This is a genomic window from Streptomyces sp. NPDC054956 (assembly GCF_053609185.1).
Genome location: NZ_JBSGXB010000001.1, coordinates 72042 through 95343 on the forward strand (window position 1 = coordinate 72042; position 23302 = coordinate 95343).

Annotated in this window: 22 protein-coding genes; 11 read left to right on the plus strand and 11 right to left on the minus strand. The window is 70.6% G+C overall.

What is annotated here, in order from left to right; translation table 11 throughout:
* Positions 1 to 132: 132 nt before the first annotated feature.
* Together ACWGDE_RS00320 and ACWGDE_RS00325 are read right to left on the minus strand one after the other, a co-directional pair.
* A complete protein-coding gene (locus tag ACWGDE_RS00320; RefSeq protein ID WP_453386718.1) occupies positions 133 to 1182 on the minus strand; it encodes an aldo/keto reductase in 1050 nt (349 codons plus the stop codon).
* Positions 1183 to 1284: 102 nt separating this feature from the next.
* Positions 1285 to 2724, minus strand: a complete 1440-nt coding sequence (locus tag ACWGDE_RS00325) for a hypothetical protein (RefSeq protein ID WP_453386695.1) — start codon at positions 2722 to 2724, stop codon at positions 1285 to 1287.
* 266 nt (positions 2725 to 2990) lie between these two features.
* On the opposite strand from ACWGDE_RS00325, the gene ACWGDE_RS00330 reads away from it, so the two are divergent.
* Together ACWGDE_RS00330 and ACWGDE_RS00335 are read left to right on the plus strand one after the other, a co-directional pair.
* Positions 2991 to 4103 (plus strand): tetratricopeptide repeat-containing glycosyltransferase, encoded by a 1113-nt coding sequence (locus ACWGDE_RS00330; RefSeq protein WP_453386696.1) that lies wholly within the window; start codon positions 2991 to 2993, stop codon positions 4101 to 4103.
* Between the two features lie 19 nt (positions 4104 to 4122).
* Complete coding sequence (locus tag ACWGDE_RS00335; RefSeq protein WP_453386697.1) at positions 4123 to 5013, plus strand: FkbM family methyltransferase; 891 nt, start codon at positions 4123 to 4125, stop codon at positions 5011 to 5013.
* A gap of 77 nt (positions 5014 to 5090) precedes the next feature.
* Here ACWGDE_RS00335 and thiC read toward each other — a convergent pair whose 3' ends face one another.
* Complete coding sequence (gene thiC / locus ACWGDE_RS00340; protein ID WP_453386698.1) at positions 5091 to 6878, minus strand: phosphomethylpyrimidine synthase ThiC; 1788 nt, start codon at positions 6876 to 6878, stop codon at positions 5091 to 5093.
* A gap of 213 nt (positions 6879 to 7091) precedes the next feature.
* Between thiC and ACWGDE_RS00345 the strand changes: the two genes are divergently transcribed.
* Positions 7092 to 8474, plus strand: coding sequence for a YibE/F family protein (locus ACWGDE_RS00345; RefSeq protein ID WP_453386699.1), 1383 nt, complete (start codon positions 7092 to 7094; stop codon positions 8472 to 8474).
* A 239-nt stretch (positions 8475 to 8713) separates the two neighbouring features.
* Here ACWGDE_RS00345 and ACWGDE_RS00350 read toward each other — a convergent pair whose 3' ends face one another.
* The 4 genes from ACWGDE_RS00350 to ACWGDE_RS00365 form a co-directional block, all read right to left on the minus strand.
* Positions 8714 to 9163: an SsgA family sporulation/cell division regulator gene (locus ACWGDE_RS00350; protein WP_243331178.1), complete on the minus strand. Its 450-nt coding sequence runs from the start codon at positions 9161 to 9163 to the stop codon at positions 8714 to 8716.
* A gap of 97 nt (positions 9164 to 9260) precedes the next feature.
* Positions 9261 to 9998 (minus strand): IclR family transcriptional regulator, encoded by a 738-nt coding sequence (locus tag ACWGDE_RS00355; RefSeq protein WP_453386719.1) that lies wholly within the window; start codon positions 9996 to 9998, stop codon positions 9261 to 9263.
* Between the two features lie 289 nt (positions 9999 to 10287).
* Entirely contained in the window at positions 10288 to 10506 is a 219-nt protein-coding gene (locus tag ACWGDE_RS00360; RefSeq protein WP_453386720.1) for a DUF5326 family protein, read from the minus strand.
* Between the two features lie 151 nt (positions 10507 to 10657).
* Positions 10658 to 10975: a cupin domain-containing protein gene (locus ACWGDE_RS00365; protein ID WP_453386700.1), complete on the minus strand. Its 318-nt coding sequence runs from the start codon at positions 10973 to 10975 to the stop codon at positions 10658 to 10660.
* Between the two features lie 90 nt (positions 10976 to 11065).
* On the opposite strand from ACWGDE_RS00365, the gene ACWGDE_RS00370 reads away from it, so the two are divergent.
* From ACWGDE_RS00370 to ACWGDE_RS00385, 4 genes are all read left to right on the plus strand, one after another.
* Positions 11066 to 11446 carry a phage holin family protein gene (locus ACWGDE_RS00370; protein ID WP_453386701.1) on the plus strand — a complete coding sequence of 127 codons (381 nt, stop codon included), beginning with the start codon at positions 11066 to 11068 and terminating at the stop codon, positions 11444 to 11446.
* Positions 11447 to 11460: 14 nt separating this feature from the next.
* Entirely contained in the window at positions 11461 to 11952 is a 492-nt protein-coding gene (locus tag ACWGDE_RS00375; protein ID WP_453386702.1) for a low molecular weight protein-tyrosine-phosphatase, read from the plus strand.
* The gene (locus ACWGDE_RS00380; RefSeq protein WP_453386703.1) at positions 11949 to 13112 is read left to right on the plus strand and encodes a cystathionine gamma-lyase; all 1164 of its coding nucleotides are present in this window, start codon (positions 11949 to 11951) and stop codon (positions 13110 to 13112) included. Before ACWGDE_RS00375 ends, ACWGDE_RS00380 begins: the two co-directional genes overlap by 4 nt.
* A 139-nt stretch (positions 13113 to 13251) precedes the next feature.
* Entirely contained in the window at positions 13252 to 13731 is a 480-nt protein-coding gene (locus ACWGDE_RS00385) for an NUDIX domain-containing protein (protein ID WP_453386704.1), read from the plus strand.
* A 28-nt stretch (positions 13732 to 13759) separates the two neighbouring features.
* Here ACWGDE_RS00385 and ACWGDE_RS00390 read toward each other — a convergent pair whose 3' ends face one another.
* Together ACWGDE_RS00390 and ACWGDE_RS00395 are read right to left on the minus strand one after the other, a co-directional pair.
* Positions 13760 to 14971 (minus strand): globin domain-containing protein, encoded by a 1212-nt coding sequence (locus ACWGDE_RS00390; protein ID WP_453386705.1) that lies wholly within the window; start codon positions 14969 to 14971, stop codon positions 13760 to 13762.
* Positions 14972 to 15092: 121 nt separating this feature from the next.
* Positions 15093 to 15743, minus strand: a complete 651-nt coding sequence (locus ACWGDE_RS00395) for an HAD family hydrolase (RefSeq protein ID WP_453386706.1) — start codon at positions 15741 to 15743, stop codon at positions 15093 to 15095.
* Between the two features lie 188 nt (positions 15744 to 15931).
* On the opposite strand from ACWGDE_RS00395, the gene ACWGDE_RS00400 reads away from it, so the two are divergent.
* Genes ACWGDE_RS00400 through ACWGDE_RS00410 form a run of 3 tightly spaced genes read left to right on the plus strand, consistent with a single transcriptional unit; the run spans position 15932 to position 18530 of the window.
* Complete coding sequence (locus tag ACWGDE_RS00400) at positions 15932 to 16819, plus strand: GNAT family N-acetyltransferase (protein ID WP_453386707.1); 888 nt, start codon at positions 15932 to 15934, stop codon at positions 16817 to 16819.
* Positions 16820 to 16836: 17 nt separating this feature from the next.
* Positions 16837 to 17301 (plus strand): N-acetyltransferase family protein, encoded by a 465-nt coding sequence (locus ACWGDE_RS00405; protein ID WP_453386708.1) that lies wholly within the window; start codon positions 16837 to 16839, stop codon positions 17299 to 17301.
* Positions 17302 to 17354: 53 nt separating this feature from the next.
* On the plus strand, positions 17355 to 18530 hold the full coding sequence (locus ACWGDE_RS00410) for a winged helix DNA-binding domain-containing protein (protein ID WP_453386709.1): 1176 nt from the start codon (positions 17355 to 17357) through the stop codon (positions 18528 to 18530).
* Positions 18531 to 18563: 33 nt separating this feature from the next.
* Here ACWGDE_RS00410 and ACWGDE_RS00415 read toward each other — a convergent pair whose 3' ends face one another.
* Both ACWGDE_RS00415 and dnaB read right to left on the minus strand, forming a co-directional pair.
* Positions 18564 to 19949 carry a serine hydrolase domain-containing protein gene (locus tag ACWGDE_RS00415; RefSeq protein WP_453386721.1) on the minus strand — a complete coding sequence of 462 codons (1386 nt, stop codon included), beginning with the start codon at positions 19947 to 19949 and terminating at the stop codon, positions 18564 to 18566.
* Between the two features lie 76 nt (positions 19950 to 20025).
* Positions 20026 to 21489, minus strand: a complete 1464-nt coding sequence (gene dnaB, locus ACWGDE_RS00420; protein WP_453386722.1) for a replicative DNA helicase — start codon at positions 21487 to 21489, stop codon at positions 20026 to 20028.
* Positions 21490 to 21941: 452 nt separating this feature from the next.
* Between dnaB and ACWGDE_RS00425 the strand changes: the two genes are divergently transcribed.
* Positions 21942 to 23279, plus strand: a complete 1338-nt coding sequence (locus ACWGDE_RS00425) for an MATE family efflux transporter (protein ID WP_453386710.1) — start codon at positions 21942 to 21944, stop codon at positions 23277 to 23279.
* Positions 23280 to 23302: the final 23 nt, after the last annotated feature.

Genomic DNA, 23302 nt, shown 5'->3' on the forward strand with positions numbered 1-23302 from the left:
CACGGCCGATCGGGTCAGCGCACATGAGTACCGCATCCGTCCGGCAGGGAACCCGGTCCCGGATCAGCCCCGGTGATGAAGCCGGGCTCCGATGTTTCACGTGAAACATCGGAGCCCGGAGCGCTCGCCCGGCTAGCCGGCGGACCGGTCTCCCAGTGCCCGTCGCCGCTGCGTGACGTCCGCCAGTGCAGGCAGGCGCCAGGCCCCGTCCGGGTGGTACAGGTTCCGGCCCGGCTCCACGATCTCGTCGATCCGGTCGAGGGTGGCGTCGTCGAGGACCAGGCCGACACCCTTCATCAGCGATTCGAGCTGCTCCATGGTCCGCGGGCCGATGATCACCGACGTGACGGCCGGATGCGCCAGCGGGAAGGCCACGGCGAGCTCGGGCAGCGTGCAGCCGATGGAGTCGGCGAGCTCCACGAGCTTCTCCACCGCCTCCAGCTTCGCGACGTTGCCGGGGATCGCCGGGTCGAAGCGGGCGGGCGTGAGGGCCGCGCGCCCCGAGGTCAGGTCGATGGCCCCGCCCAGCCGGTACTTGCCGCTCAGGAACCCGGACGCGAGCGGGCTCCAGGTCAGGACGCCCATCCCGTACCGTCGGGCCACCGGCAGCACTCCGCTCTCGATCCCGCGCGCGAGGATCGAGTACGGCGGCTGCTCGGTCCGGAACCTCGGCAGGGCCCGCCGCTCGGCTACGTGATGCGCCTCGGCGATCTCCTCGGCCGGGAAGGTGGAGCAGCCGAAGGCCCGTATCTTGCCCGCCCGCACCAGGTCACCGAGGACCGACAGGGTCTCCTCGACATCCGTGCCGTGGTCGGGCCGGTGCACCTGGTAGAGGTCGATCCAGTCGGTGTCCAGCCGGCGCAGGCTGTCCTCCACGGCGCGCACGATCCAGCGCCGGGAGTTCCCGCTGCGGTTGCGTCCCTCGCCCATCTGGAAGTGCACCTTGGTGGCGAGGACGACATCGTCCCGCCGGCCCTTGAGCGCCTTGCCCACGATCGTCTCGGACTCCCCGGCGGAGTACATGTCCGCGGTGTCCACGAAGTTGATCCCGTGGTCGAGCGCGGAGTGGATGATCCGTGCGGAGTCCTCGTGGTCCGGGTTGCCCACCGCCCCGAACATCATCGTGCCGAGGCAATACGTGCTGACCTCGATGCCGGTCCCGCCCAGAATTCGGTATCGCATGCTCATGGGGCCGCACTGTAGGAGCTGGAGCGCACTCCAGCGCAAGCATGCCAACGCCCGGCCACTCCCTGGGGAGCGGCCGGGCGTTGCCCTTTCAGGGCATCAGGGGCGGTGCTTGTTGCCCTTCGGCACCGCGGGCATGGCGGCCGGCTTCTTGGCGGCCTTGCTCTTGACGACGGGCTTCTTGGCGGGCGAGCTCTTGGCGGGCTCGGCCGCCGCGTTGCGGCCCACCGACGTGGGGCCGGGGTTGATCAGGTGCCACGAGTCAGCGCACACCAGCGACGGAGGGTTGCTGGTGTCGACCGTACAAACGGTCTCGTAGATGTCCCCGGTGATGGTCTCGACCTCGATGTTGGCGTTGTTGTTGTGCTCGTCGACGGCGATTCCGCATGCCGTCCCGAGCGGGTAGCCGTTGTTGGTGCTCAACTTGTGCCAGTCGAAGGGCGTCAGTTCCGACCCGAGCCCGCGGATTCCGACGTACGCGATCCCGTTGACCATCACCGCCTTGACCTCGCGGGAGCCGTTGGGCTTGTAGTTGGCGATGGCGTTGCACGCACTGGCCGGACCGGTGGCACCGGTCGTACCCGTGGCGCCAGTTGCACCCGTCGCACCGGTGGCACCGGTAGCGCCAGTGGCACCCGTCGCACCCGCACCCGTCGGACCCGTCGGACCCGTCGGGCCAGTCGGACCCGTCGGACCCGTCGGACCCGTCGGACCCGTCGGACCCGTCGGACCCGTCGCACCGGTCGAGCCGGTCGGGCCGGTCGGGCCGGTCGGACCCGTCGGACCCGTGTCACCGGTCGAACCGGTGGCACCGGTCGCCCCCGTCGCACCCGTCGCACCGTCGGTACCGTCGTCACCCGTCGCACCGGTCGGACCCGTCGGACCCGTCGGACCCGTCGGGCCGGTATCACCCGTCGAACCGGTGGCACCGGTGGCACCCGTCGCACCGTCGGTACCGTCGTCGCCCGTCGCACCGGTCGGACCAGTCAGGCCGGTGGCGCCCGTCGGACCAGTCGGGCCGGTGTCGCCCGTCGCACCGGTCGAACCGGTAGCACCCGTCGAACCGGTGGCACCCGTCGCACCCGTCACACCAGCCGCACCCGTCGAACCGGTCGCACCCGTGGCGCCGGTCGCACCGGTCGCACCGGTCGAGCCACTGGCACCCGTAGCGCCCGTGGCGCCGGTCGCACCCGTAGCCCCCGTGGGACCGGTCGCACCCGTCGGTCCTGGCTGCGGGCACTTGTCGTGGTGGCCGTCGTGGTGGCCGTCGCGGCGAGCGCGCCCTTCTTCGCGCCACTCCTCGTCCCGGCCGTCGCCCCGGTACTCCTCGTCCGGCGACCATTCGTGCCGCGGCTCGCAGTCGTCACCCGGAGGGTTCGCGGCTCTCACGGTCGTGACGGCCGGCCTGACCGCCGCGAGGACGGGGCTGCCCATGCCCACGAGCACGAGGGAGAGCGAGGCCAGAGCACCTCCCGTAAGCCAGGCCTTGTTGCGGGGGATGGGGCCGAGCTGCGGCCTGGGGCGGTGCTCACGACTCATGTACGGCACTCCTTCGGAACGGAATGCGAGCCGGGACGGGAACGCCCGGCCGCGAGTTCGAACTTCCTTGGGGAGCTACGGAAGACGGAGGCCGCACCTTGAGCGTTCCGGTATGTAAATCAATAGATCAGCCCATCCGATCCCCACGAACGGACTCGTCGACGCCCACGCTCCGTAGCGCACCGGCGTGCCGCCACCCCATCGGCGGCCGCACTCCCTAACGTCGCCCGCGATCCGTCCGATCCGTCCGACGAGAGGGTGCCGTGGTGAGGCCGACCGTCTGTCTGAACATGATCGTCAAGAACGAGGCTCCGACGATCCGGAAGTGCCTGGAGTCGGTGCGCCCCCTGATCGACACATGGGTGATCGTGGACACGGGCTCCACCGACGGCACCCAGGACGTGATCCGGGACTGCTTCGCCGACCTGCCCGGCACCCTGTACGACCGTCCGTGGAAGGGTTTCGACGGCAGCCGCACCGAGGCGATCGAACTCGCGCGCTCCAGCGCCGACTATCTCCTCTTCATCGACGGCGACGACGAGATGCAGGTGCGTCCCGGGTTCCGCATGCCGGAGCTGACCCTCGACGCGTACCAGGTCGCCCTGCACGACGGCCCGATCGTCCACTGGCGGCCGGCGCTGGTTTCCAACCGGCTGCCCTGGCGGTACGTGGGCGTGCTCCACGAGTACATCGAATGCGGCACCGAACACAGCCGCGGCGTGATCGAGGGCTTCAACATCCTCTCCGTCGGCGGCGGAGCCCGCCTGCGCGAAGGCGGCCAGCGGGCGAAGTACCTGCGGGACGCGGAAGTCCTCACCGAAGGCCTCGCGAAGGAACCCGACAACACCCGGTACGCGTTCTACCTGGCCCAGAGCTGGCGCGACGCGTTGGAGCCGGAGAAGTCCCTCGCCGCCTACGACCACCGGGCCGCGATGGGCGGCTGGGCCGAGGAGGTCTACTGCGCCCGGCTCTACGCCGCGCGGCTCGCGGTCGACCTCGGGAGGCCGCCTGCCGAGATCCTCGACCGCTACCTCCGCGCGCACGAGGGCCGGCCCTCACGCGCCGAGGCCCTCGGCGAGCTCGCCCGCCTCTGCCGCCTCGAAAGCCGCTGGCCCCTCGCCTACCTGTTCGCCCGGCAGGCGGCACGTACGCCGCACCCGGAGGACATCCTGTTCGTCGAATTCGCCTGGCACGACTGGCGCGCGCTCGACGAGCTGGCCATCGCCGCCTACTGGGTCGGGGAGTACCAGGAGTCACTGGAGTGCTGCGAGCGACTCCTGAGCGAGGGCAAGCTGCCCGACGAGCAGCACGAACGGGTCCGCGCGAACCTCGATTTCGCCCGGCAGAAGCTGGGCGCCTCGTACCGAGTCGTCGCCTGATCGTGAGGATGAGAACGCCATGACGGTCACCGCATCAACCACCACACCCACCACCCCCGCCTCAGCCACCGCGGCCTCGCCCGTGCTCGCGCTCGTGCGGCCCGTCCGCCAGACCCACGTCGTCGACATCGGCGCCAACCCGATCGACGGGGACCCGCCGTACCTGGACATGCTGCGGTCCGGCCTGTGCCGGGTGACCGGGTTCGAGCCCCAGCCCGACGCCCTCGAAGAGCTCCGGCGCCGCAAGGGCCCGTACGAGACCTACCTGCCCGATGCCATCGGCGACGGCGGAACCCACACCCTCCACGTGGCGGCCGCCTCCGGGATGACCAGCCTCTTCAAGCCCGATCCGAACCGGCTCGGGCTCTTCAACGGTTTCACCGACTGGGGCAGCGTCCGCGAGGAGATCCCGGTCGGCACCCGGCGGCTGGACGACGTGGAGGAGGTCGGCGCCTTCGACCTCCTGAAGATCGACATCCAGGGCGCCGAACTGATGGTGTTCCAGAACGCCCGGGAGAAGCTGGCCGAGGCCGTGGCGATCCACACCGAGGTCTCTTTCGTTCCGCTCTACGAGGACCAGCCCGTGTTCGGCGACGTGGACCAGGAGCTGCGCCGCCAGGGCTTCATCCCGCACGCCTTCACGGCGGTCAAGCGCTGGCCGATCGCCCCGGTGATCTTCGGTGGCGACTTCCGCCAGGCCCTGCACCAGCTGCTCGAGGCCGACATCGTGTACGTCCGCGACTTCGGGCATCCCGAATCCATGACCGACGAGCAGCTCAAGCAGCTGGCCCTGGTCGCCCACCACGTCTACGGCTCCACCGACCTCGCCTACCGCTGCCTCAGCGTTCTGGTGACACGGAACGCGGTAGCCCCCGGCGCGCCGGGGGACTACCTCACGGCACTGGGCTGACGCCCGTGGACGGCCCGCGGCTCCCCCCTCGGAGTCGCGAGCCGTCCCGTGCGCGCCGGAGCCCGCGTCAGTCCGCGTCAGTCCGCGAGCGGGAGGTACACGCGGTTGCCCGCGGCCGCGAACTCGGCGGACTTCTCCGCCATGCCCGCCTGGATCTCTTCGGCCTTCAGGTCGCCGCCGTGCTCGCGCCGGATGTCCTGGGAGATCTTCATCGAGCAGAACTTCGGACCGCACATGGAGCAGAAGTGCGCGGTCTTCGCCGGCTCGGCCGGGAGGGTCTCGTCGTGGAACTCGCGAGCCGTGTCCGGGTCGAGGGCCAGGTTGAACTGGTCCTCCCAGCGGAACTCGAAGCGCGCGTCCGACAGGGCGTCGTCCCACTCCTGGGCGCCCGGGTGCCCCTTGGCCAGGTCCGCCGCGTGCGCCGCGATCTTGTACGTGATGACGCCGGTCTTCACGTCGTCGCGGTTCGGCAGGCCCAGGTGCTCCTTGGGGGTGACGTAGCAGAGCATCGCGGTGCCCCACCAGGCGATCATCGCGGCGCCGATGCCCGAGGTGATGTGGTCGTACGCGGGCGCGACGTCCGTGGTCAGCGGGCCGAGCGTGTAGAACGGCGCCTCCTCGCAGATCTCCTGCTGGAGGTCGATGTTCTCCTTGATCTTGTGCATCGGGACGTGCCCGGGGCCCTCGATCATCGTCTGCACGTTGTACCGCTTGGCGATCGTGTTGAGCTCGCCCAGCGTCTTCAGCTCCGCGAACTGCGCCGCGTCGTTGGCGTCCGCGATGGAGCCGGGACGCAGGCCGTCACCCAGCGAGTACGTGACGTCGTACGTCGCGAGGATCTCGCAGAGCTCCTCGAAGTTCGTGTAGAGGAAGTTCTCCTTGTGGTGCGCCAGGCACCACGCGGCCATGATCGAGCCACCGCGCGAGACGATGCCGGTCTTGCGGCGGGCGGTCAGCGGCACGTACGAGAGCAGCACGCCGGCGTGGACCGTCATGTAGTCGACGCCCTGCTCGGCCTGCTCGATGACCGTGTCCTTGTAGATCTCCCAGGTCAGGTCCTCGGCACGGCCGTCGACCTTCTCCAGCGCCTGGTACAGCGGCACGGTGCCGATCGGCACGGGGGAGTTGCGCAGCACCCATTCACGCGTGGTGTGGATGTTGCGGCCGGTCGAGAGGTCCATGACCGTGTCGGCGCCCCACTTGGTCGCCCAGGTCATCTTGTCGACCTCCTCCTCGATCGAGGAGGTGACCGCGGAATTGCCGATGTTGGCGTTGACCTTCACCAGGAACCGCTTGCCGATGATCATCGGCTCGATCTCGGGGTGGTTCACGTTCACGGGCATGACCGCGCGACCTGCGGCGATCTCCTCGCGGACGACCTCGGGGGACACGTTCTCGCGGATCGCGACGTACTCCATCTCCGGGGTGATCTCGCCCCGGCGGGCGTACGCGAGCTGCGTGACGGCGGCACCGCCACGGCCCCGGCGGGGCTGGCGCGGGCGGCCCGGGAAGACCGCGTCGAGGTTCTTGAGGCCACCGCGCGGCGAGGTGTGCTTGATGCCGTCGTCCTCGGGGCGCACGGGGCGGCCCGCGTACTCCTCGGTGTCCCCGCGGCCGATGATCCAGTTCTCGCGCAGCGGCGGCAGGCCACGGCGCACGTCGGTCTCGATCTGCGGGTCGGTGTACGGACCGGACGTGTCGTAGAGCGTCACGTCCTTGCCGTTGGTGAGGTGGACCTGGCGGACCGGCACCCGGATGTCGGGGCGGGAGCCCGCCAGGTATCCCTTGTGCCAGCCGGGCTGGCGCTCGGTCTGGCCGTCGGCGTCCTGGCTGACGGCAGGCGTGCGTGCGTCCTGAATGGTCATGAGACCTGATCTCCCTACGCCGGCATTACCCGGTAACAGGTTCGGCGGTCGACGCAGCCTCTTCCCGTACGCATATCTGACGCGCGTACGGTGATCAGCGCCCTCTCAGCCCGGTGCTCCGAGCTCCCGCGTTGTGCAAAGTAGCCCCCACGCTAGCGTCATCTGTGGCGTGCTGAACAGTGGGCCCCCCTCATCTGTTGCGATGATCAGCCGGTGACGTCCTCGCCGCATCCTCCCACCGAGCCCACCGAGCCCACCGCCCACGGCGCCCACACCGGCCACGCGCACCCGGAGCCGGGGCACTCCCACGGGCATTCCCACAGCCACGGCCCGGCGGCCCCCGTCTCGAAGCACCTGCGCAAGGTGATCGCGGCCGTACTGATCCCCTTCGCCGCCGCCGTGGTGATCGGCATGGCCGTGCTGTGGCCGGGCGGAGCCCCGGCCCACGAGCGCACCGGCGTGGGATTCGACCGGCAGACCCAGCAGGCCACGGTCGTCTCGCTGGAGCGTGTCGACTGCAAATCCGTGAACGCCGCGCAGGTGCCCGCCACCGGCGACACCTCCACCCCCGAGGGCCGCGAGGCCGTGGCCGCGCAGACCGGTGACTGCAAGAAGGCCACTGTCCAGGTGGGCTCCGGCCCGGACAAGGGGCGCGAGTTCACCGAGATCGTCCAGCCCGGCGCGCCACGGCAGTTGGCGAAGGGTCAGGAAGTGGTGGTCGCCTACGCTCCGGACGCGCCGCGCGACCTCCAGTACTCCGTGATCGACGTGAACCGCAAGTTCCCGATGGCCCTGCTGGCCGGCGTCTTCGCCCTCGCGGTCGTCCTCGTCGGGCGGATGCGCGGGCTGTTCGCGCTCGTCGCCCTCGCCGTCAGTTTCGCCGTACTGACCCTCTTCATCCTCCCCGCGATCCTCCAGGGCTCGAACCCGCTGGTCGTGGCGGTGGTCGGGGCGAGCGCGATCATGCTGATCGCGCTCTACATGTGCCACGGTCTGACGGCCCGCACCTCGGTCGCGGTCCTCGGCACGCTCGTGTCACTGCTGCTGATCGGGCTGCTGGGCTCGCTGTTCATCGGCTGGGCGTTCCTCAGCGGCAACACCGACGACAACACGGGGCTGATCCACGGGCTCTACCCCGACATCGACATGAGCGGTTTGCTGCTTGCTGGTGTCATCATCGGATCGCTGGGCGTACTCGACGACGTGACGGTCACCCAGACCTCGGCGGTCTGGGAACTCCACCAGGCCGACCCCTCGATGGGGCCGCGGGGCCTGTACCGGGCGGGCATCCGCATCGGCCGCGACCACATCGCCTCCGTGGTCAACACCTTGGTACTGGCTTACGCGGGCGCGGCGTTGCCGCTGCTCCTGCTGTTCTCGATCGCGAACAGCAGCATGGGTTCGGTGGCCAACAGCGAGCTGGTCGCGGAGGAGATCGTACGGACCCTCGTGGGCTCGATCGGACTGGTCGCCTCGGTACCCGTGACCACGGCGCTGGCCGCGCTGGTGGTTTCCGCCGACCGCGCGCCGGCCCCGGCGGCCGCGGCGGCCTCGGGGCCGCTGCGCGGCGGCCGGGGCCGGCGGCGCAAGCGCTGAAAGGCGGACCGGCGGGCGCGACTGGTCAGTTCGCGCGCACGGCCGGTCGCGAGGAACGGCGATGTGGAGCACTCAGCGCGTCGGCACGCTGAGCCGTAATGCGTCATGCGTTGTGCGTCATGCGTTGTGCGTCATGCGGTGCTGCGGTCATGCCGTGAGGCGGTGCCGCCCGATGCGGTGCCGCTCGATGCGGTGCCGCCCGATGCGGTGCCGCCCGATGCGGTGCCGCTCGGGTGCGGTCAGCCCGCGTTCTGCTCGTTCTGCTGGGACTCGGCCAGGATCTTGTCGAGCGCCTCGTCGAGGTTCTCCTCGAAGTCCCCGAGGTTGCGCTCCTGGCCGAGCGGAACGATGCGGTCGGTGCGGTCGAGGAACGCCACGAGCGGCGCCGCGCTCGCACGGAAGAGAGCCCTGTCCGCACCCACCTGCAGGCGGATGTGGACATCGGACAGCTCCTCCGGATCGGTCGGAGCGATGTGGACGTCGCCGTCACCGCACGGCTTGTTGATGCCATCGAGAAGAAGTTCCCGGCCGAACGCCCAGGTCACGGGCGCATCTCCGGGAAGGTGGAAGGTCAGGCGGACCGCATAGGGGTCCCGAGCGTCGTACCGGAGTTCCACCGGGATCCGGAACGAGAGTTCCTCGGAAACGAGGAAGCTCATCATGACCTCTGCCTGTACCGACTCGCGCATTGCCTACCCCGCTGTAGTGGAAGTGGCCAGGAATGATCCCCCAAGGCCCTCTTGACAAGAGTGGTGTAAGCGCTTGCAGATCACAAGGAGTGAGTTTTCAGATACTGATAGAGAACGAGAGGGTGCTCAACAGCGCGCCTACTTCACTCCGTAGCCGATCGACCGCATACAGCAATCGATTTTCCTGGTGCAGAGGGAGAGAAATCGCCATGGTTGCCGCTGTATCGCCGGCGGTGATGGGGATGGCCGCGCACACCGTCCCCAGGGAGTACTCCTGACGCTCCGTCACCGGCTGCATCCGCTCCATGGAGCCGATCCGCTGCTCCAGGGACCTCATGTCCCTGACGGTGTAGGGGGTGATGGCCGAGACGGGGTGGCGGTCGTAGTAGTCCTTGCGCGCCTTCTCGTCGAGCTGGCCGAGCAGGCACTGCCCGATGGCGTGCGCGTGGCCGGTCTCGCGGAAGTCGGCCCACTCCTCGCAGGCCGGGTTGGCCGCGGTGTCCGATACGCCGACGACTTCGATTTCACCCTCGCGGTAGACCGCGAAGTAGACGGGGGCCCCGACCGCGTCGCGGAAGTGCGCGAGGGAGTCGAGGATCATGCTGCGACGTTTCTGCTGGAGTCCGCCGCCCGCCAGCCGGCCCGCGGCGTCCCCCAGGACGAAGACGCCGCTCTCGCGGCGCAGGTAGCCCTCGTGCGTGAGGGTGCGCAGCAGGTGGTACGCGGTGGGAAGCGGGAGCCCGGCCTCGCGCGCCAACTGTTTCGCCGGGGCTCCCTCGCTATGGGAGCCGACCGCTTCGAGCAGCCTCAGCGCCCTCTGCACCGAACCGATCAGGGTCGGCACACCGGCGTTGTGAACCGAAGACAAAGCTCACCCCCAGGCATGGCAGCGGGCCTCGGGGGCCCACCCTGCGGGGGCCGCCCCCGCGTGTGCCGTGACTCCTGGGGGTCGTGCTCGGCGGCTGTGGTGAAGGACCGCAGGTCAGGGCGGCAGTACCGGCTTTCGGTGCCCAGGGAACGGCACAGATTGCCACTCTATCCGCCGATTCCCGGGCTGTGAGCGGTTTAGCGCTGCACGTTCCCTCAGCTGGGTTAATCCCGATGCCGCCCGGGACGTCCGCTTCCTACCACTCTCCGGCGGAGGACTTGGAGCCGCTCCCGGTGAACTTCTTCACGACGAAGAGCAGTCCGCCGACGAGGGCCACGAGGAGGAGCGCCTTGAACAGGAAGCTGATCAGCGCGCCCAGGACGGTGGTGATCACACCGCCGAAGACGAAGAGCACCAGCAGCGGAACGGCAACCCACTTGACCCACCAGGGGGTGCCCTCGAATATCCCTCGGATGCCTTCCATGTCCCAACCTCTTCCTTGTCCGTGACTTCCTGCTCTCGATGCTAGGAGGCCACGGCTGCCGGCGGGGGCCCGCGAGCCCTCGCAGTCCCCTGATCCGCCCCCTAGGGGGATCGGGCCACGAACCCTGAGCCGGCCTGCCGGTTCAGGCCTCCGGCGGGGAGAAGACCACCATCACCTTCAGGTTCTCGGTGATGTGGTGGAACTTGTGCGGCACCCCGGCCGGGACGTAGACCACGCTCCCGTTGGCCACCGTCGTCGTCTCCTCCCCGACGGTGATCGAGGCCCGGCCGCTCACGACGAAGTACACCTCGTCCTGGCCGTGCGGCTGCTGGGGATCGCTCTGCCCGGCGTCCAGCGCGTAGAGCCCGACCGACATGTTCCGCTCGCGCAGGAACTGCAGATAGGCACCCTCGTTCGCGGCGCGCTCGGCCTCGAGCTCGGTCAGCCGGAAGGCCTTCATCGTCTTTGTACCCCTTGTGCTCTCTCGTACCGCCGGCATCCGCAGATCAGCTGATGTTCCAGCGGGACCATCTCTGCAACGATCAGACACATGACGAATTTCGTAGTCAAGACGCTCGCCAACGCGGCAGCCCTGGCCGTCGCCATCTGGCTCCTCGCCGGCATCACCCTGGACGACGGCAGCAGCCTGGGCCGCCGCACCGTCACTCTGCTCCTGGTCGCGCTGATCTTCGGCCTGGTCAACTTCATCGTCAAGCCCGTGGTGAAGCTGTTCTCGCTGCCCCTGTTCATCCTCACCCTCGGCCTGTTCACCCTCGTGGTGAACGCGGCGATGCTGCTGCTGACCTCGTGGCTGGCGAAGCAGTTCGACCTCAGCTTCCACGTCGACGGCTTCTGGACCGCGGTCGTGGGCGCCCTGATCATCTCCATCGTCTCCTGGGCCGTGAACATGGTCCTGCCCGACAAGAACTGAAGCGGCGGCCGCCCGTGTACCGCGTGTGCTTCGTCTGCACCGGCAACATCTGCCGCTCGCCCATCGCCGAGTCCGTCTTCCGTTCCCACGTGGCCGACGCCGGGCTCGCGGACCGGGTCGAGGTCGACAGCGCCGGCACCGGCGGCTGGCACGAGGGTGACGGCGCCGACCCGCGCGCCGTCGCCGTCCTGGAGGCCGCCGGGTACGAGCAGGCCCACCGGGCCCGCCAGTTCCGGGCCTCCTGGTTCGCCGGTCTCGACCTCGTCATCGCGCTCGACGCCGGTCACCTCCGCGACCTGAGGGCCCTCGCCCCCACTCCCGAGGACGCCGCCAAGGTCCGGCTGCTGCGGTCCTACGACCCGGCGGCCCCGGCCGGGCAGGGCGACGTACCCGATCCCTACTACGGTCCCGTCGCCGGCTTCGAGGAGTGCCTGGACCTGGTCGAGGCGGCGAGCCCCGGCCTGCTGGCCGCCGTACGCGAAGCCGTGAAGGAGCACACCCCATGAGCGCACCCGACAGCGCGCCCCCGCGGTCCCAGGGGTTCGGCGACGGCACCGTGGCCGTCCGCGCCGGCCTGCCCGAGCCCGTGAAGAACGAGCCGCCCCTGCCCGGTCCGGTCTTCGCCGCCCACTTCCACCTCCCCGGCGACGTGGAGGGCCCCTACGCCTACGGCCGCGACACCAACCCCACCTGGACCCTGCTGGAACGGGCCATCGGGGAACTGGAGGCACCGGGCCTGGACGGGGTGGACACCGTCGTCTTCGCCTCCGGCATGGCCGCCGTCTCGGCCGTCCTGCTCTCCCAGGCACGCGCCGGCGACACCGTCGTCCTGCCCGACGACGGCTACCAGGCCCTGCCGCTCGTCCGGGAGCAGCTGGAGGCGTACGGGGTCCACGTGCGCACCGCCCCCACCGGCGACGACGCCCAGCTCTCCGTGCTCGACGGGGCCCGGCTGCTGTGGCTGGAGACCCCGTCCAACCCCGGGCTCGACGTCTGCGACGTACGACGCCTCGTGGACGCGGCGCACGCCGGCGGAACCCTGGTCGCCGTCGACAACACCCTCGCGACCCCGCTCGGCCAGCGCCCCCTGGAACTGGGCGCCGACTTCTCGGTGGCCAGCGGCACCAAGGGCCTGACCGGTCACGGCGACCTGCTGCTCGGCTACGTGGTCTGCCGCGACGCGGAGCTCGCCGCCGGCATCCGGCGCTGGCGCAAGGTGGTCGGCGCGATCCCCGGTCCCATGGAGGCCTGGCTCGCCCACCGCTCCCTGTCCACCATCCAGCTGCGCGCCCAGCGCCAGTGGGCCAACGCGCTCGCCGTCGCCGAGGCCCTCGCCGACCGCGCCGACGTCACCGGGCTGCGCTACCCCGGTCTGCCCTCGGACGCCTCCCACAAGACGGCCGCCCGGCAGATGCGGGGCTTCGGCTCGGTCGTCTCCTTCACCCTGGCCGACCGCGCGCACGCGGAACGGTTCATGGCCGCGCTGCACCTCGTGGAGGACGCCACCAGCTTCGGCGGCGTACGGTCCACCGCGGAGCGGCGCCGGCGGTGGGGCGGGGACGACGTGCCGGAGGGGTTCATCCGCTTCTCCGCCGGGGCCGAGGACACCCAGGACCTGGTCGCGGACGTACTGCGGGCCCTCGACGTGGCGGCCTCGGAGGCCTGAACGGCCGCCCGCACGACGGGGCCGGTCCGAGCCTCCCGCCCGGTGGCTCGGACCTCCCGCCCTCCGCCCCGGCGGCCCCACGGGCGCGGGTTTCGAGGGCACGCGTTTCAGAAGCGGAAGTCTGGGCCACTCTTCTCCCATGACCGAACGTCCAGTGGTCAAACGCACCGCCCGCGCGATCCTGCTCGACGGTGACGACCTGATCCTCATCAAGCGCACCAAGCCCGGCATCGATCCCTACTGGCTCACCCCCGGCGGAGGCGTGGAACCCTCGGACCTCACCGTCGTCGACGCCCTCCACCGAGAACTCCACGAGGAACTCGGCGCGAAGATCACCGATGTCGTGCCCTGCTTCGTCGACACCGTCGAGCACATCGCCGACAGAGGTGTGACCGGAGTCAAGGTCCAGCACTTCTTCGTCTGCCACCTCGAATCCATGGACCCCAGCCAGCGGCACGGCCCGGAGATCGACGAGCCGGAGGGCGAGTACGAGATCGTCCGCGTGCCCTTCAGCCGCGTCGGCATCGCCGCGGTCCACCTCGTCCCGCTGTCCCTCCGCCACTACCTCGACGGCAACATCGAAGGCGTGCGTGCGATGCACGCCCCCGACCTGGGCTGACCCGGCCGACCGCGGGCGCCGGCCGGAATCACCCGGCGACGCCCGCCAGCTCCTCCACGGCGTCGTGCCGGATGCGCTCCCCGGGAATCCCGATCCGCTTCAGCGCGTCCACCCCGCTGCGGATCATCGCGGCCGGCCCCGAGATGAACGCGTCGTAGGAGCTCCAGGGCCCGTGGGTGCCGATGGCCTGCGGCAGTTGCCCGGCCAGCCCCTCGTCGCAGACCACCGGGCGCACCGACAGCCAGGGGTGCGAGCGCTGCAGCCCCAGCAAGGTGTCCTTGTCGTACAGGTCGTTGTCGCTGCGCGCCCCGAAGAACACCTCGACCGGGCGTCGTTCGCCGTGTTCGGCCACGTCCTCGATCAGGGCCTTGATCGGGGCGATGCCGGTCCCTCCGCCCAGGCACAGCATGCCGTTGTCGGTGCTGTGGTCGACCACCATCGATCCGGCGGGCGGCCCGAGCCGCAGTACGTCGCCCGGCCGGGCGTGCCGTACCAGCGCGTTGGAGACCCAGCCCGCCGGAACGGCCTTCACGTGGAAGGACAGCAGACCGTCCGCGCGCGGGGCCGAGGCGAAGGAGTAGTGCCGCCACACCCTGGGCCACCACGGGGTCTCCAGGCTCGTGTACTGGCCCGCGAGGAAGGGGTACGGCTGGTCGGGGCGGACGGTGAGCACCGCGATGTCGGAGGTGCGCAGATCGTGCGAGACCACCTCGGCGTGCCACCAGGGCGGCGCCGTGGTCTCCGCCTCGGCCGCCGCGTCGATCATGATCTGGGAGATCGCGGTGTACGCCCGTGCCCAGGCGGCTTCGGTCTCCGGCCCCCACGTGGCCTCCGCGTACCGGGCCAGCGCCCCGATCAGGGCCTCTCCCACCGGCGGGTAGTGCACCGCCTGGGTTCCGTACTTGCGGTGCCCGGCGCCCAGCCGGCGCAGGTAGGCGGTCAGGACCTCCGGGTCGTCGATGTGCTCGGCGGCGGTCAGCAACGCCTTCAGCAGCCGGTCGCGCTGGGCGTCCATCGCCGCGGGGAACATCCCCCGCACCTCCGGGTGCCCGGTGAACACCAGGGCGTAGAAGTAGGAGGTGACCTTGTCGGCTACGGGCGCGATCTCCGCGAGGGTCCGGCGGATGAGGACGGCATCGGGGGAGGGCTCGGGCGCACCGTCCCCGGACGGTATCCGGGCCGTGCCCCGTCTTGCCGATCTGGTGGGCGGAGCGTCCATGCGGTGCCTCGCTTCGAGCATCTCGGTAGGTCTGCACGCGCCACGGCCTTCGAATCCGTGGTTCCGGGTTTCACAGCGTGCCAGCCCGCCCCAGAGCTTGCGGGGAAATGCGGGAAATCCGCGTTTCGAACCCACTTTCCCCTTAAGATGCCTCAACTCCCGTGCGTGCCACCCCCGTCAGCTGGTATGCCTCCCGCAGGTCCCGGCCCTCGTAGACGTGGGTGGCCCGCTCCGCCAGATACGGCCGGGCGTTCACCGCCACCGAGACCGGCACGACCTCGAAGAGCGCCACATCGGTGCTGGAGTCCCCGTACGCGACGCAGTCCGCGCGGGTCACGCCGAACCGCTCGCACAGCCGGTCGGCCACCGTCACCTTGGCCTCGGGGGTCAGGATCCCCGCCACGTCCACGGGCCGCGTGAAGGGGACCTCGGGGAAGACCGAGCCGTGCGCGGCGTGCGCACCCCACTCCAGCAGCAGCTCCACGAAGAACGAGGGCGACAGCGAGACCACCGCGCAGCAGTCCCCGCGCTCCCGGATCTCCTGCCAGACTTCCTTGATCCCGTTGATCCACGGCGCCCCTTCGAACGCCGTCCGGACGTGCCCCGGAGTCAGGCCCGTCCAGAGCTTCTGGGCCGCCAGCGCGAACTGGTGCGGCCCGATCTCCCGCGCGGCGAAACTCCGCTCGAGCGCGGCGATCTCTTCGGACAGGCCGAGCTGGCGGGAGATCTCGACCGGCGCCGCCGAGCCGTACATCAGGGTCCCGTCGAGGTCGAACAGGTGCAGGAGCGTCATAGCCATCGAGGCTAGTACCTCCCCTGCCCGCGAGACAGGGGGTTCCGGGGCACCCGCCGGCGGCCTCCGGTCGATGTTTAACGTGAAACATCGACCGGCACGGAGCCGAGCCGGGTGGATGTTTCACGTGAAACATCGACCCGCAAATCCCCTGGACCGGGCCCCGGCCGATGAACCAGGCTGGGCCCGTGACACCACCACACCTCACAGACCTCCCGATCCGCGCACTGACCGTGGACGACCTCCGCCACTGCGCCGATCTCTCCGAAGACCGCGGCTGGCCCCGCGAGGACCACAAGTGGGGACTGCTGCTCACCGCCGGCCACGGCTACGGCATCGACGCCCCCGACGGACAGGGACTCGCCGCAGCCTGCGTGATCACCCGGTACGGCCCTTCCCAGGAGGATCCCGAACTCGCAGCCGTCGGCATGGTCCTCGTCGCCGACCGCTACAACCGCCGGGGACTCGGCCGGTACCTGATGAAGTACATCTGCGACGACGTCCTCAAGGGCGTCCCGCTCACCCTGCACGCCACCCCCTACGGCCGCCCCCTCTACGAGGAACTCGGCTTCGAGACCACCGGCCGCGCCGAGATGCTCCGGGGGGTCTTCCGCCCGGAGGACATCGCTTCCCCCGAGGACTCCGGCTCGATCCGCCCGGCCACTGCCGAGGACATCCCGGGAATCCTCCGCCTGGACGCCGAGGTCTTCGGCGCCGACCGGACGCACCTGATCACCCGGCTGCCCGCCTTCACGGACCGGCTGTTCGTCGCCGAGGACTCCGCCGGCGAGCTGACCGGCTACGGCGCCCTCTGGCCCAATATGCAGACCCATGTCATCGGCCCCCTGGTCGCCCGGGACACCGCCTCGGCCCGGGCCCTGGTCACTGCCCTGGCCGCGACCACCGACCGGCCGCTCCGGACCGATGTCGACGTCCGCCACGAGGAACTGCTCGACTGGCTCAAGGACCGGGGCCTGGACTCCGTCACCTTCAACGCCGTCATGACACGGGACATCCCCGGACTGCCCGGTGACTGGACCCGCCGCTGGGCGCCCATCACCGTGGCCGCGGGCTGAGCGAGGAGCACCGGACCATGCCTGACAACGACTCCGACCTGCTCATCCGCCCGGCCGTACAGGCGGACCTGCCCGCGATCGTCGCGATGCTGGCCGACGACCCGCTCGGGGCGACCCGGGAGTCCCCGGACGACCTCGCCCCCTACGAGGAGGCGCTCGAGCGGCTGGTGGACGACCCCCACCAGCACGTGGTCGTCGCCGTCCGCGACGGCCGCGTCGTCGGCACCCTCCAGCTGACGATCGTTCCCGGACTCTCCCGCAAGGGGAGTACCCGTTCGATCATCGAGGGCGTGCGCGTCCACGCCGACGAACGCGACAGCGGGCTCGGTACGCGGTTCATCGAGTGGGCGGTCGAGCGGTCCCGCGCGGAGGGCTGCCTGCTCGTCCAGCTCACCTCCGACGTGACCCGCACCGATGCCCACCGCTTCTACGAGCGGCTCGGCTTCACGGCTTCCCACGTCGGGTTCAAACTCCAGCTCTGAGCAACCGTGCGTGGGCCGGGCCACCGTCGGTGGCCCGGCCTACGATCGGGAGGATGAGCAGCCTCCCTCTCATCACCACCGCCGAGCGCCGCAACCGGCTCGGCCTCAGGCACCGCCTCGCGCCCTCGGCCCGCGCCGCCGATGTGCCCCGGGCCGCCGACGCGGTGGTCGCCTTCCACGCCACCGACGCCTCGACCGTCTTCCTCTCGGCCCGGGCCCGCCTGGCCGAGAGCGATCCCCTCACGATCGAGCGGGCCCTGTACGAGGAAGTGAGCCTCGTCCGGCTGCTCAGCATGCGCAACACGCTCTTCGCCGTCTCCACGGAACTCGCCCCGTACGTCGACGCCTCCACCGCCCGGGGCATCGCCCTCAAGGAGCGCCGCACCTTCCTCAAACACCTCGACGAGGACGGTCAGGGCCTCGACGCCGACTGGCTGGCCCGGGTGGAGAGCGCCGTACTGGACGCGCTCGACGCCCACGGCCCCTCCACCGGTAGCCAGCTCTCCACGGCCGTCCCCGCGCTGCGCCAGAAGTTCGTCTACGGCCGGGGCAAGAAGTACGAGACCGAGACCGGTGTCGCCACCCGTGTCATCCGTCTGCTGGCCGCCGACGGCCGGATCCGCCGCCACCGGCCGAGGGGTTCCTGGACCTCCAGCCAGTACCGCTGGGTCCACACCGAGCCCTGGCCCGCCGTGCCGCCGGCCGAGGCCCGTGCCGAGATCGTCCGCCGCTGGCTGCACTCCTACGGTCCGGCCACCGAGGCCGACCTCAAATGGTGGACGGGCTGGACCCTCACCGAGGTCCGCAAGGCCCTCGCGGCCGTGGGCCCCGAGGAGGTCCGGCTCGAGGACGGCACCACCGCGCTCGTCGGCCCCGGCGACACCGGTCCCGAACCCGACCCGGGACCCTGGGCCGCCCTGCTGCCCGCCCTCGACCCGAGCGCGATGGGCTGGGCGGACCGCGGCTTCCACCTCGACCCCGCCCACCGCCCGGCCCTCTTCGACCACGCCGGCAACATCGGCCCCACCGTGTGGTGGAACGGCGAGATCGTCGGCGGCTGGGCCCAGCGCGCCGACGGCGAGATCGTCCAACGGCTGCTGGCCGACCCCGGCCGCGCCGCCGAGAAGGCGATCGCCGCCGAGGCCGCGCGGCTCGCCTCCTGGCTGGGGGAGGCCCGCGTCACCCCGCGCTTCCGCACCCCGCTGGAGCGTGAACTCGTATCGGCGTGAGGGAAGTCGCTCCGGTCGGGGCGGAGGGCGGACCTATCCGATGCCCCGCCAGCCCTGCGGGTCGGCCCCGCCGGGCACCGGGGCCTGGGGGTCGTACGGCTCGCGGGTGAACACGAACGAGCCGAGGTCGAGGTGGCTGACCGACCCGTCCGGCCGCCGTACGGCCCGCAGCGACTCTCCCGCGTAGTAGCCGTTCAGGCCCGTCCAGCTGCCGTCCGGCTCCGGCCGGAACCGGGCCGAGCGGCCGTTCCCGCCCACCGGGCCCAGCTCCAGGAACCCCTCGTAGGTCAGTCGTACGGCCTGGGCCGACGTACCCCAGTACCAGGGGCCGCACAGCTCCAGCGCGACCGGATCGGCCTCCCGCAGCGGCCGCCACGGTGCGGGCACGCGCGGCTCGGCCTCCGCGACGATGCCCACCAGATCGGCCGCCACCGTCGCGGCCGGGAGCCCCGAGGTGCAGTTGGCCAGCACCACCGCGGCCACGTCGTCCTCCTCGCTGAGCCACAGACCCGCGAGGAACCCGGGCAGCGAGCCGGTGTGGCCGGCGAGCCGGCGCCCGCCGCTCTGCGTCAGCTGCAGCCCGAGCCCGTACCCGAACTCGGCGAGGCCGGGCTCCGGGGGAGTGGCCGACGTCCGCATCTCCCGCAGCGACCCGGCGCCCAGCACGCGCTCGTCGCCCCGTACGAGGAAGGCCGCGAACTTCGCCAGGTCGGTCGTGGTGGACCACAACTGACCGGCCGGGGCCATGAGTCCGAGGTCCTCCAGCGGTTCCGGCATCATCACGTCCGCCCACGGGTGCACCGCCCAGCCGCCCGCGTGCGGGGCCGAAGGCTGTGCCGACGTGCGCTCCAGGCCCAGCGGTTCCAGCAGTTCGGTCCGGAGCACCTCTTCCCACGGCTTTCCGCGCAGGGCCTCCACGAGCGAACCCAGCAGCGTGTAGCCCGGGTTGGAGTAGTGGTGGCGCAGTCCGGGCTCGAAGCGGAAGGGCTCCTCGCCCAGGACGTCCGAGAGTTCCGGACGCAGGGTGCCCGCCGTCCGCTCCCACCACTCACCGGGCGTCTCGGCGGCCAGCCCGCTCGTGTGGGACAGCAACTGCCCGACGGTGACCTCGCCGACGCCCGTTCCCGGCAGGAACTTCTCCACCGGGTCGGCCAGCCGCAGCAGCCCCTCGTCGCGCAGCCGCATCACCAGAACGGCGGTGAAGGTCTTGGTGATCGACCCGATCCGGTACTGCACGTTCCCGTCGGGCCCGTGCCCCTCGACCATGGTCCGGGAGCCCTCCCAGACCACCTCTCCGCCCCGCACCACGGCCGCCACCAGGGACGGCGCCCGGCCTTCGCGCTGCGCGACCGCGATCCGGTGCAGGAGCGCCCGCCTGGTCGCGGGAAGCAGGGCGAGGTCCTCGGGTGCGATGTCCATGGCGCTGTCGGGTCCCGCTTTCCGCGTCGGTTCGAATGTCATGATCGCAATCATCCGCCGAAGACGCCGGGAACCCCTACGTGTTGGCCATGTCCACGAAGCGCGAGTAGTGGCCCTGGAAGGCGACGGTGATGGTCGCGGTGGGGCCGTTTCGGTGCTTCGCGACGATCAGGTCCGCCTCGCCCGCGCGCGGTGACTCCTTCTCGTACGCGTCCTCGCGGTGCAGCAGGATCACCATGTCGGCGTCCTGCTCGATCGAGCCGGACTCGCGCAGGTCGGAGACCATCGGCTTCTTGTCGGTGCGCTGCTCGGGACCACGGTTCAGCTGGGACAGCGCGATCACCGGGACCTCCAGCTCCTTCGCCAGCAGCTTCAGGTTTCGCGACATGTCCGAGACCTCCTGCTGGCGGCTCTCGGGCCGGCGCGAACCACCCGACTGCATCAGCTGGAGGTAGTCGATGACGACGAGCGAGAGGTCGTTGCGCTGCTTGAGGCGGCGGCACTTCGCGCGGATCTCCATCATCGACAGGTTCGGCGAGTCGTCGATGTAGAGCGGGGCGGCGGAGACGTCCGGCATCCGGCGGGCCAGCCGGGTCCAGTCGTCGTCCGTCATCGTGCCGGAACGCATGTGGTGCAGGGCCACCCGCGCCTCCGCCGAGAGCAGGCGCATCGCGATCTCGTTGCGCCCCATTTCGAGGGAGAAGATGACGCTGGGCAGATTGGCCTTGATGGAGCAGGCGCGGGCGAAGTCCAGCGCGAGGGTGGACTTGCCCATGGCGGGACGGGCGGCGATGACGATCATCTGGCCCGGGTGCAGACCGTTGGTCAGGGAGTCCAGGTCCGTGAAGCCGGTCGGAACGCCCGACATCTGGCCGCTGCGCGAACCGATCGCCTCGATCTCGTCGAGGGCGCCCTCCATGATGTCGCCCAGCGGCAGGTAGTCCTCGGAGGTCCGCTGCTCGGTGACGGCGTAGATCTCGGCCTGGGCGCTGTTGACGATCTCGTCGACGTCCCCGTCGGCGGCATAGCCCATCTGCGTGATCTTCGTACCGGCCGCGACCAGCCGGCGCAGGACCGCCCGCTCGTGGACGATCTCCGCGTAGTACTCGGCGTTCGCCGCCGTCGGGACCGACTGGACCAGCGTGTGGAGGTACGGGGCCCCGCCGACCTTGCTGATCTCGCCGCGCCGGGTCAGCTCGGCGCTGACGGTGATCGGGTCAGCCGGCTCGCCCTTGGCGTACAGGTCGAGGATGGCCTGGTAGATCGTCTCGTGCGACGGGCGGTAGAAGTCGTGGCCCTTGAGGACCTCGACCACGTCGGCGATGGCGTCCTTGGACAGCAGCATGCCGCCCAGGACGGACTGCTCGGCGTCGAGGTCCTGGGGCGGGACCCGCTCGAAACCGCCGCCGCCACCGTCCCAGGAGCCGCCCTCGCGGCCCCGGTCCTGCTGGTCGTCCCCGCGGCCCCGGCCTTCGCCGCCGCGGCGTGAACGGGCGGGCAGACGGTCACCTGGACCGCTGTCGGCCCAAGGGTCGTCCATGGGCTCGGGCATGCTCACCGGGCCGCCTCCTCCCGTCCGCAACGCGGACCTCGCCGTGTCACTCTTTCTACGACACGGCTCTGACATTTGGGGCACCCGAATCGGCAATCGGCGAGTCGGGCAACGAACCACGGTAGAGCCGAGAGCGACGTCAGCCAATCTTGTTATCCACAGGCTGTGTGGATGAGGTGTGGATGACGGCGCCAATGCTGTGGGTAAGTCCCCGGAAGCTGTGCACGGACCGGGGGACGACGCTGTGGACAAAATCACCCGACCTACCCGTCCACCCCACTTGACCTGCGATTTCTCTCTCCACGGGGCAGTCGGGGGAAAAAACTTCGCCACTGTCTCAAGATCGCCTCCAATGAGGTGGGACGAACGCGCGAATCGACGCGTGAGTAAGGATCTAATAGCCCTTGTGTCTATTACCTGTGGAAGATTAGATTGAGCACATGAGACAGGCCCCCGCAGCACCGAAGGCTGCCCCGAGACGACACGACCGCGAGATCCTCGCGCTCGCGGTCCCCGCCTTCGGCGCGCTCGTCGCCGAACCCCTCTTCGTCATGGCCGACAGTGCCATCGTGGGGCACCTCGGCACACCGCAGCTGGCCGGTCTGGGCATCGCCGCGGCGCTCCTCAGCACCGGCGTGAGCGTCTTCATCTTCCTCGCCTACGCCACCACCGCGGCCGTGGCCCGCCGCGTCGGCGCGGGCGACCTCCAGGCCGCCATCCGGCAGGGCATGGACGGCATCTGGCTCGCCCTGCTGCTCGGCGCGGCCGTCATCGCCCTGCTGCTGCCCACGGCGCCCTTCCTGGTCTCCCTCTTCGGGGCCTCCGACGCCGTGGCCGAGTACGCGGTCACCTATCTGCGGATCTCCGCCCTCGGCATCCCCGCGATGCTCGTGGTGCTCGCCGCCACCGGAGTCATCCGCGGCCTCCAGGACACCCGAACCCCGCTCTACGTCGCGATCGGCGGCTTCACCCTCAACGCGGTCCTGAACGTCGTACTCGTCTACGGCGCGGGCCTGGGCATCGCCGGTTCGGCCTGGGGCACGGTCATCGCCCAGTGCGCCATGGCCGCCGCCTACCTCTTCGTGGTCGTTCGCGGCGCCCGCCGCCACGGCGCCTCCCTGCGTCCCGACGCGGCGGGAATCCGGGCCTGCGCACAGGCCGGCGCACCACTGCTGGTCCGCACCCTCTCCCTGCGCGGGGTCCTGATGATCGCGACCGGCGTGGCCGCCCGCCTCGGCGACGCCGACATCGCCGCCCACCAGATCCTGCTCTCCCTGTGGAGCCTGCTCGCCTTCGCCCTGGACGCGATCGCCATCGCCGGGCAGGCCATCATCGGCCGGTACCTCGGCGCGGGCGACACCGAGGGGGCCAAGGCCGCCTGCCGTCGCATGGTGCAGTGGGGGATCGCCTCCGGCGTCGTACTGGGCCTCCTGGTGGTCATCGCCCGGCCCGTCTTCATCCCGCTCTTCACCAGCGACCCAGCGGTCGAGAGCGCCCTGCTGCCCGCCCTGCTCGTGGTGGCACTCTCCCAGCCCGTCTGCGGGATCGTCTTCGTCCTCGACGGCGTGCTGATGGGCGCGGGCGACGGCCCCTACCTGGCCTGGGCCATGCTGGTGACCCTCGCCGTCTTCGCCCCGGCCGCACTGCTCGTACCGGCCCTGGGAGGCGGTCTGACGGCCCTCTGGTGCGCCATGACGCTGATGATGCTGGTCCGGATGGCCACCCTCCAGCTGCGCGCCCGCTCGGGCCGCTGGCTGGTCGCCGGGGCGACCCGGTAGTCCGCCCGGGCAGGTGGGCCGCC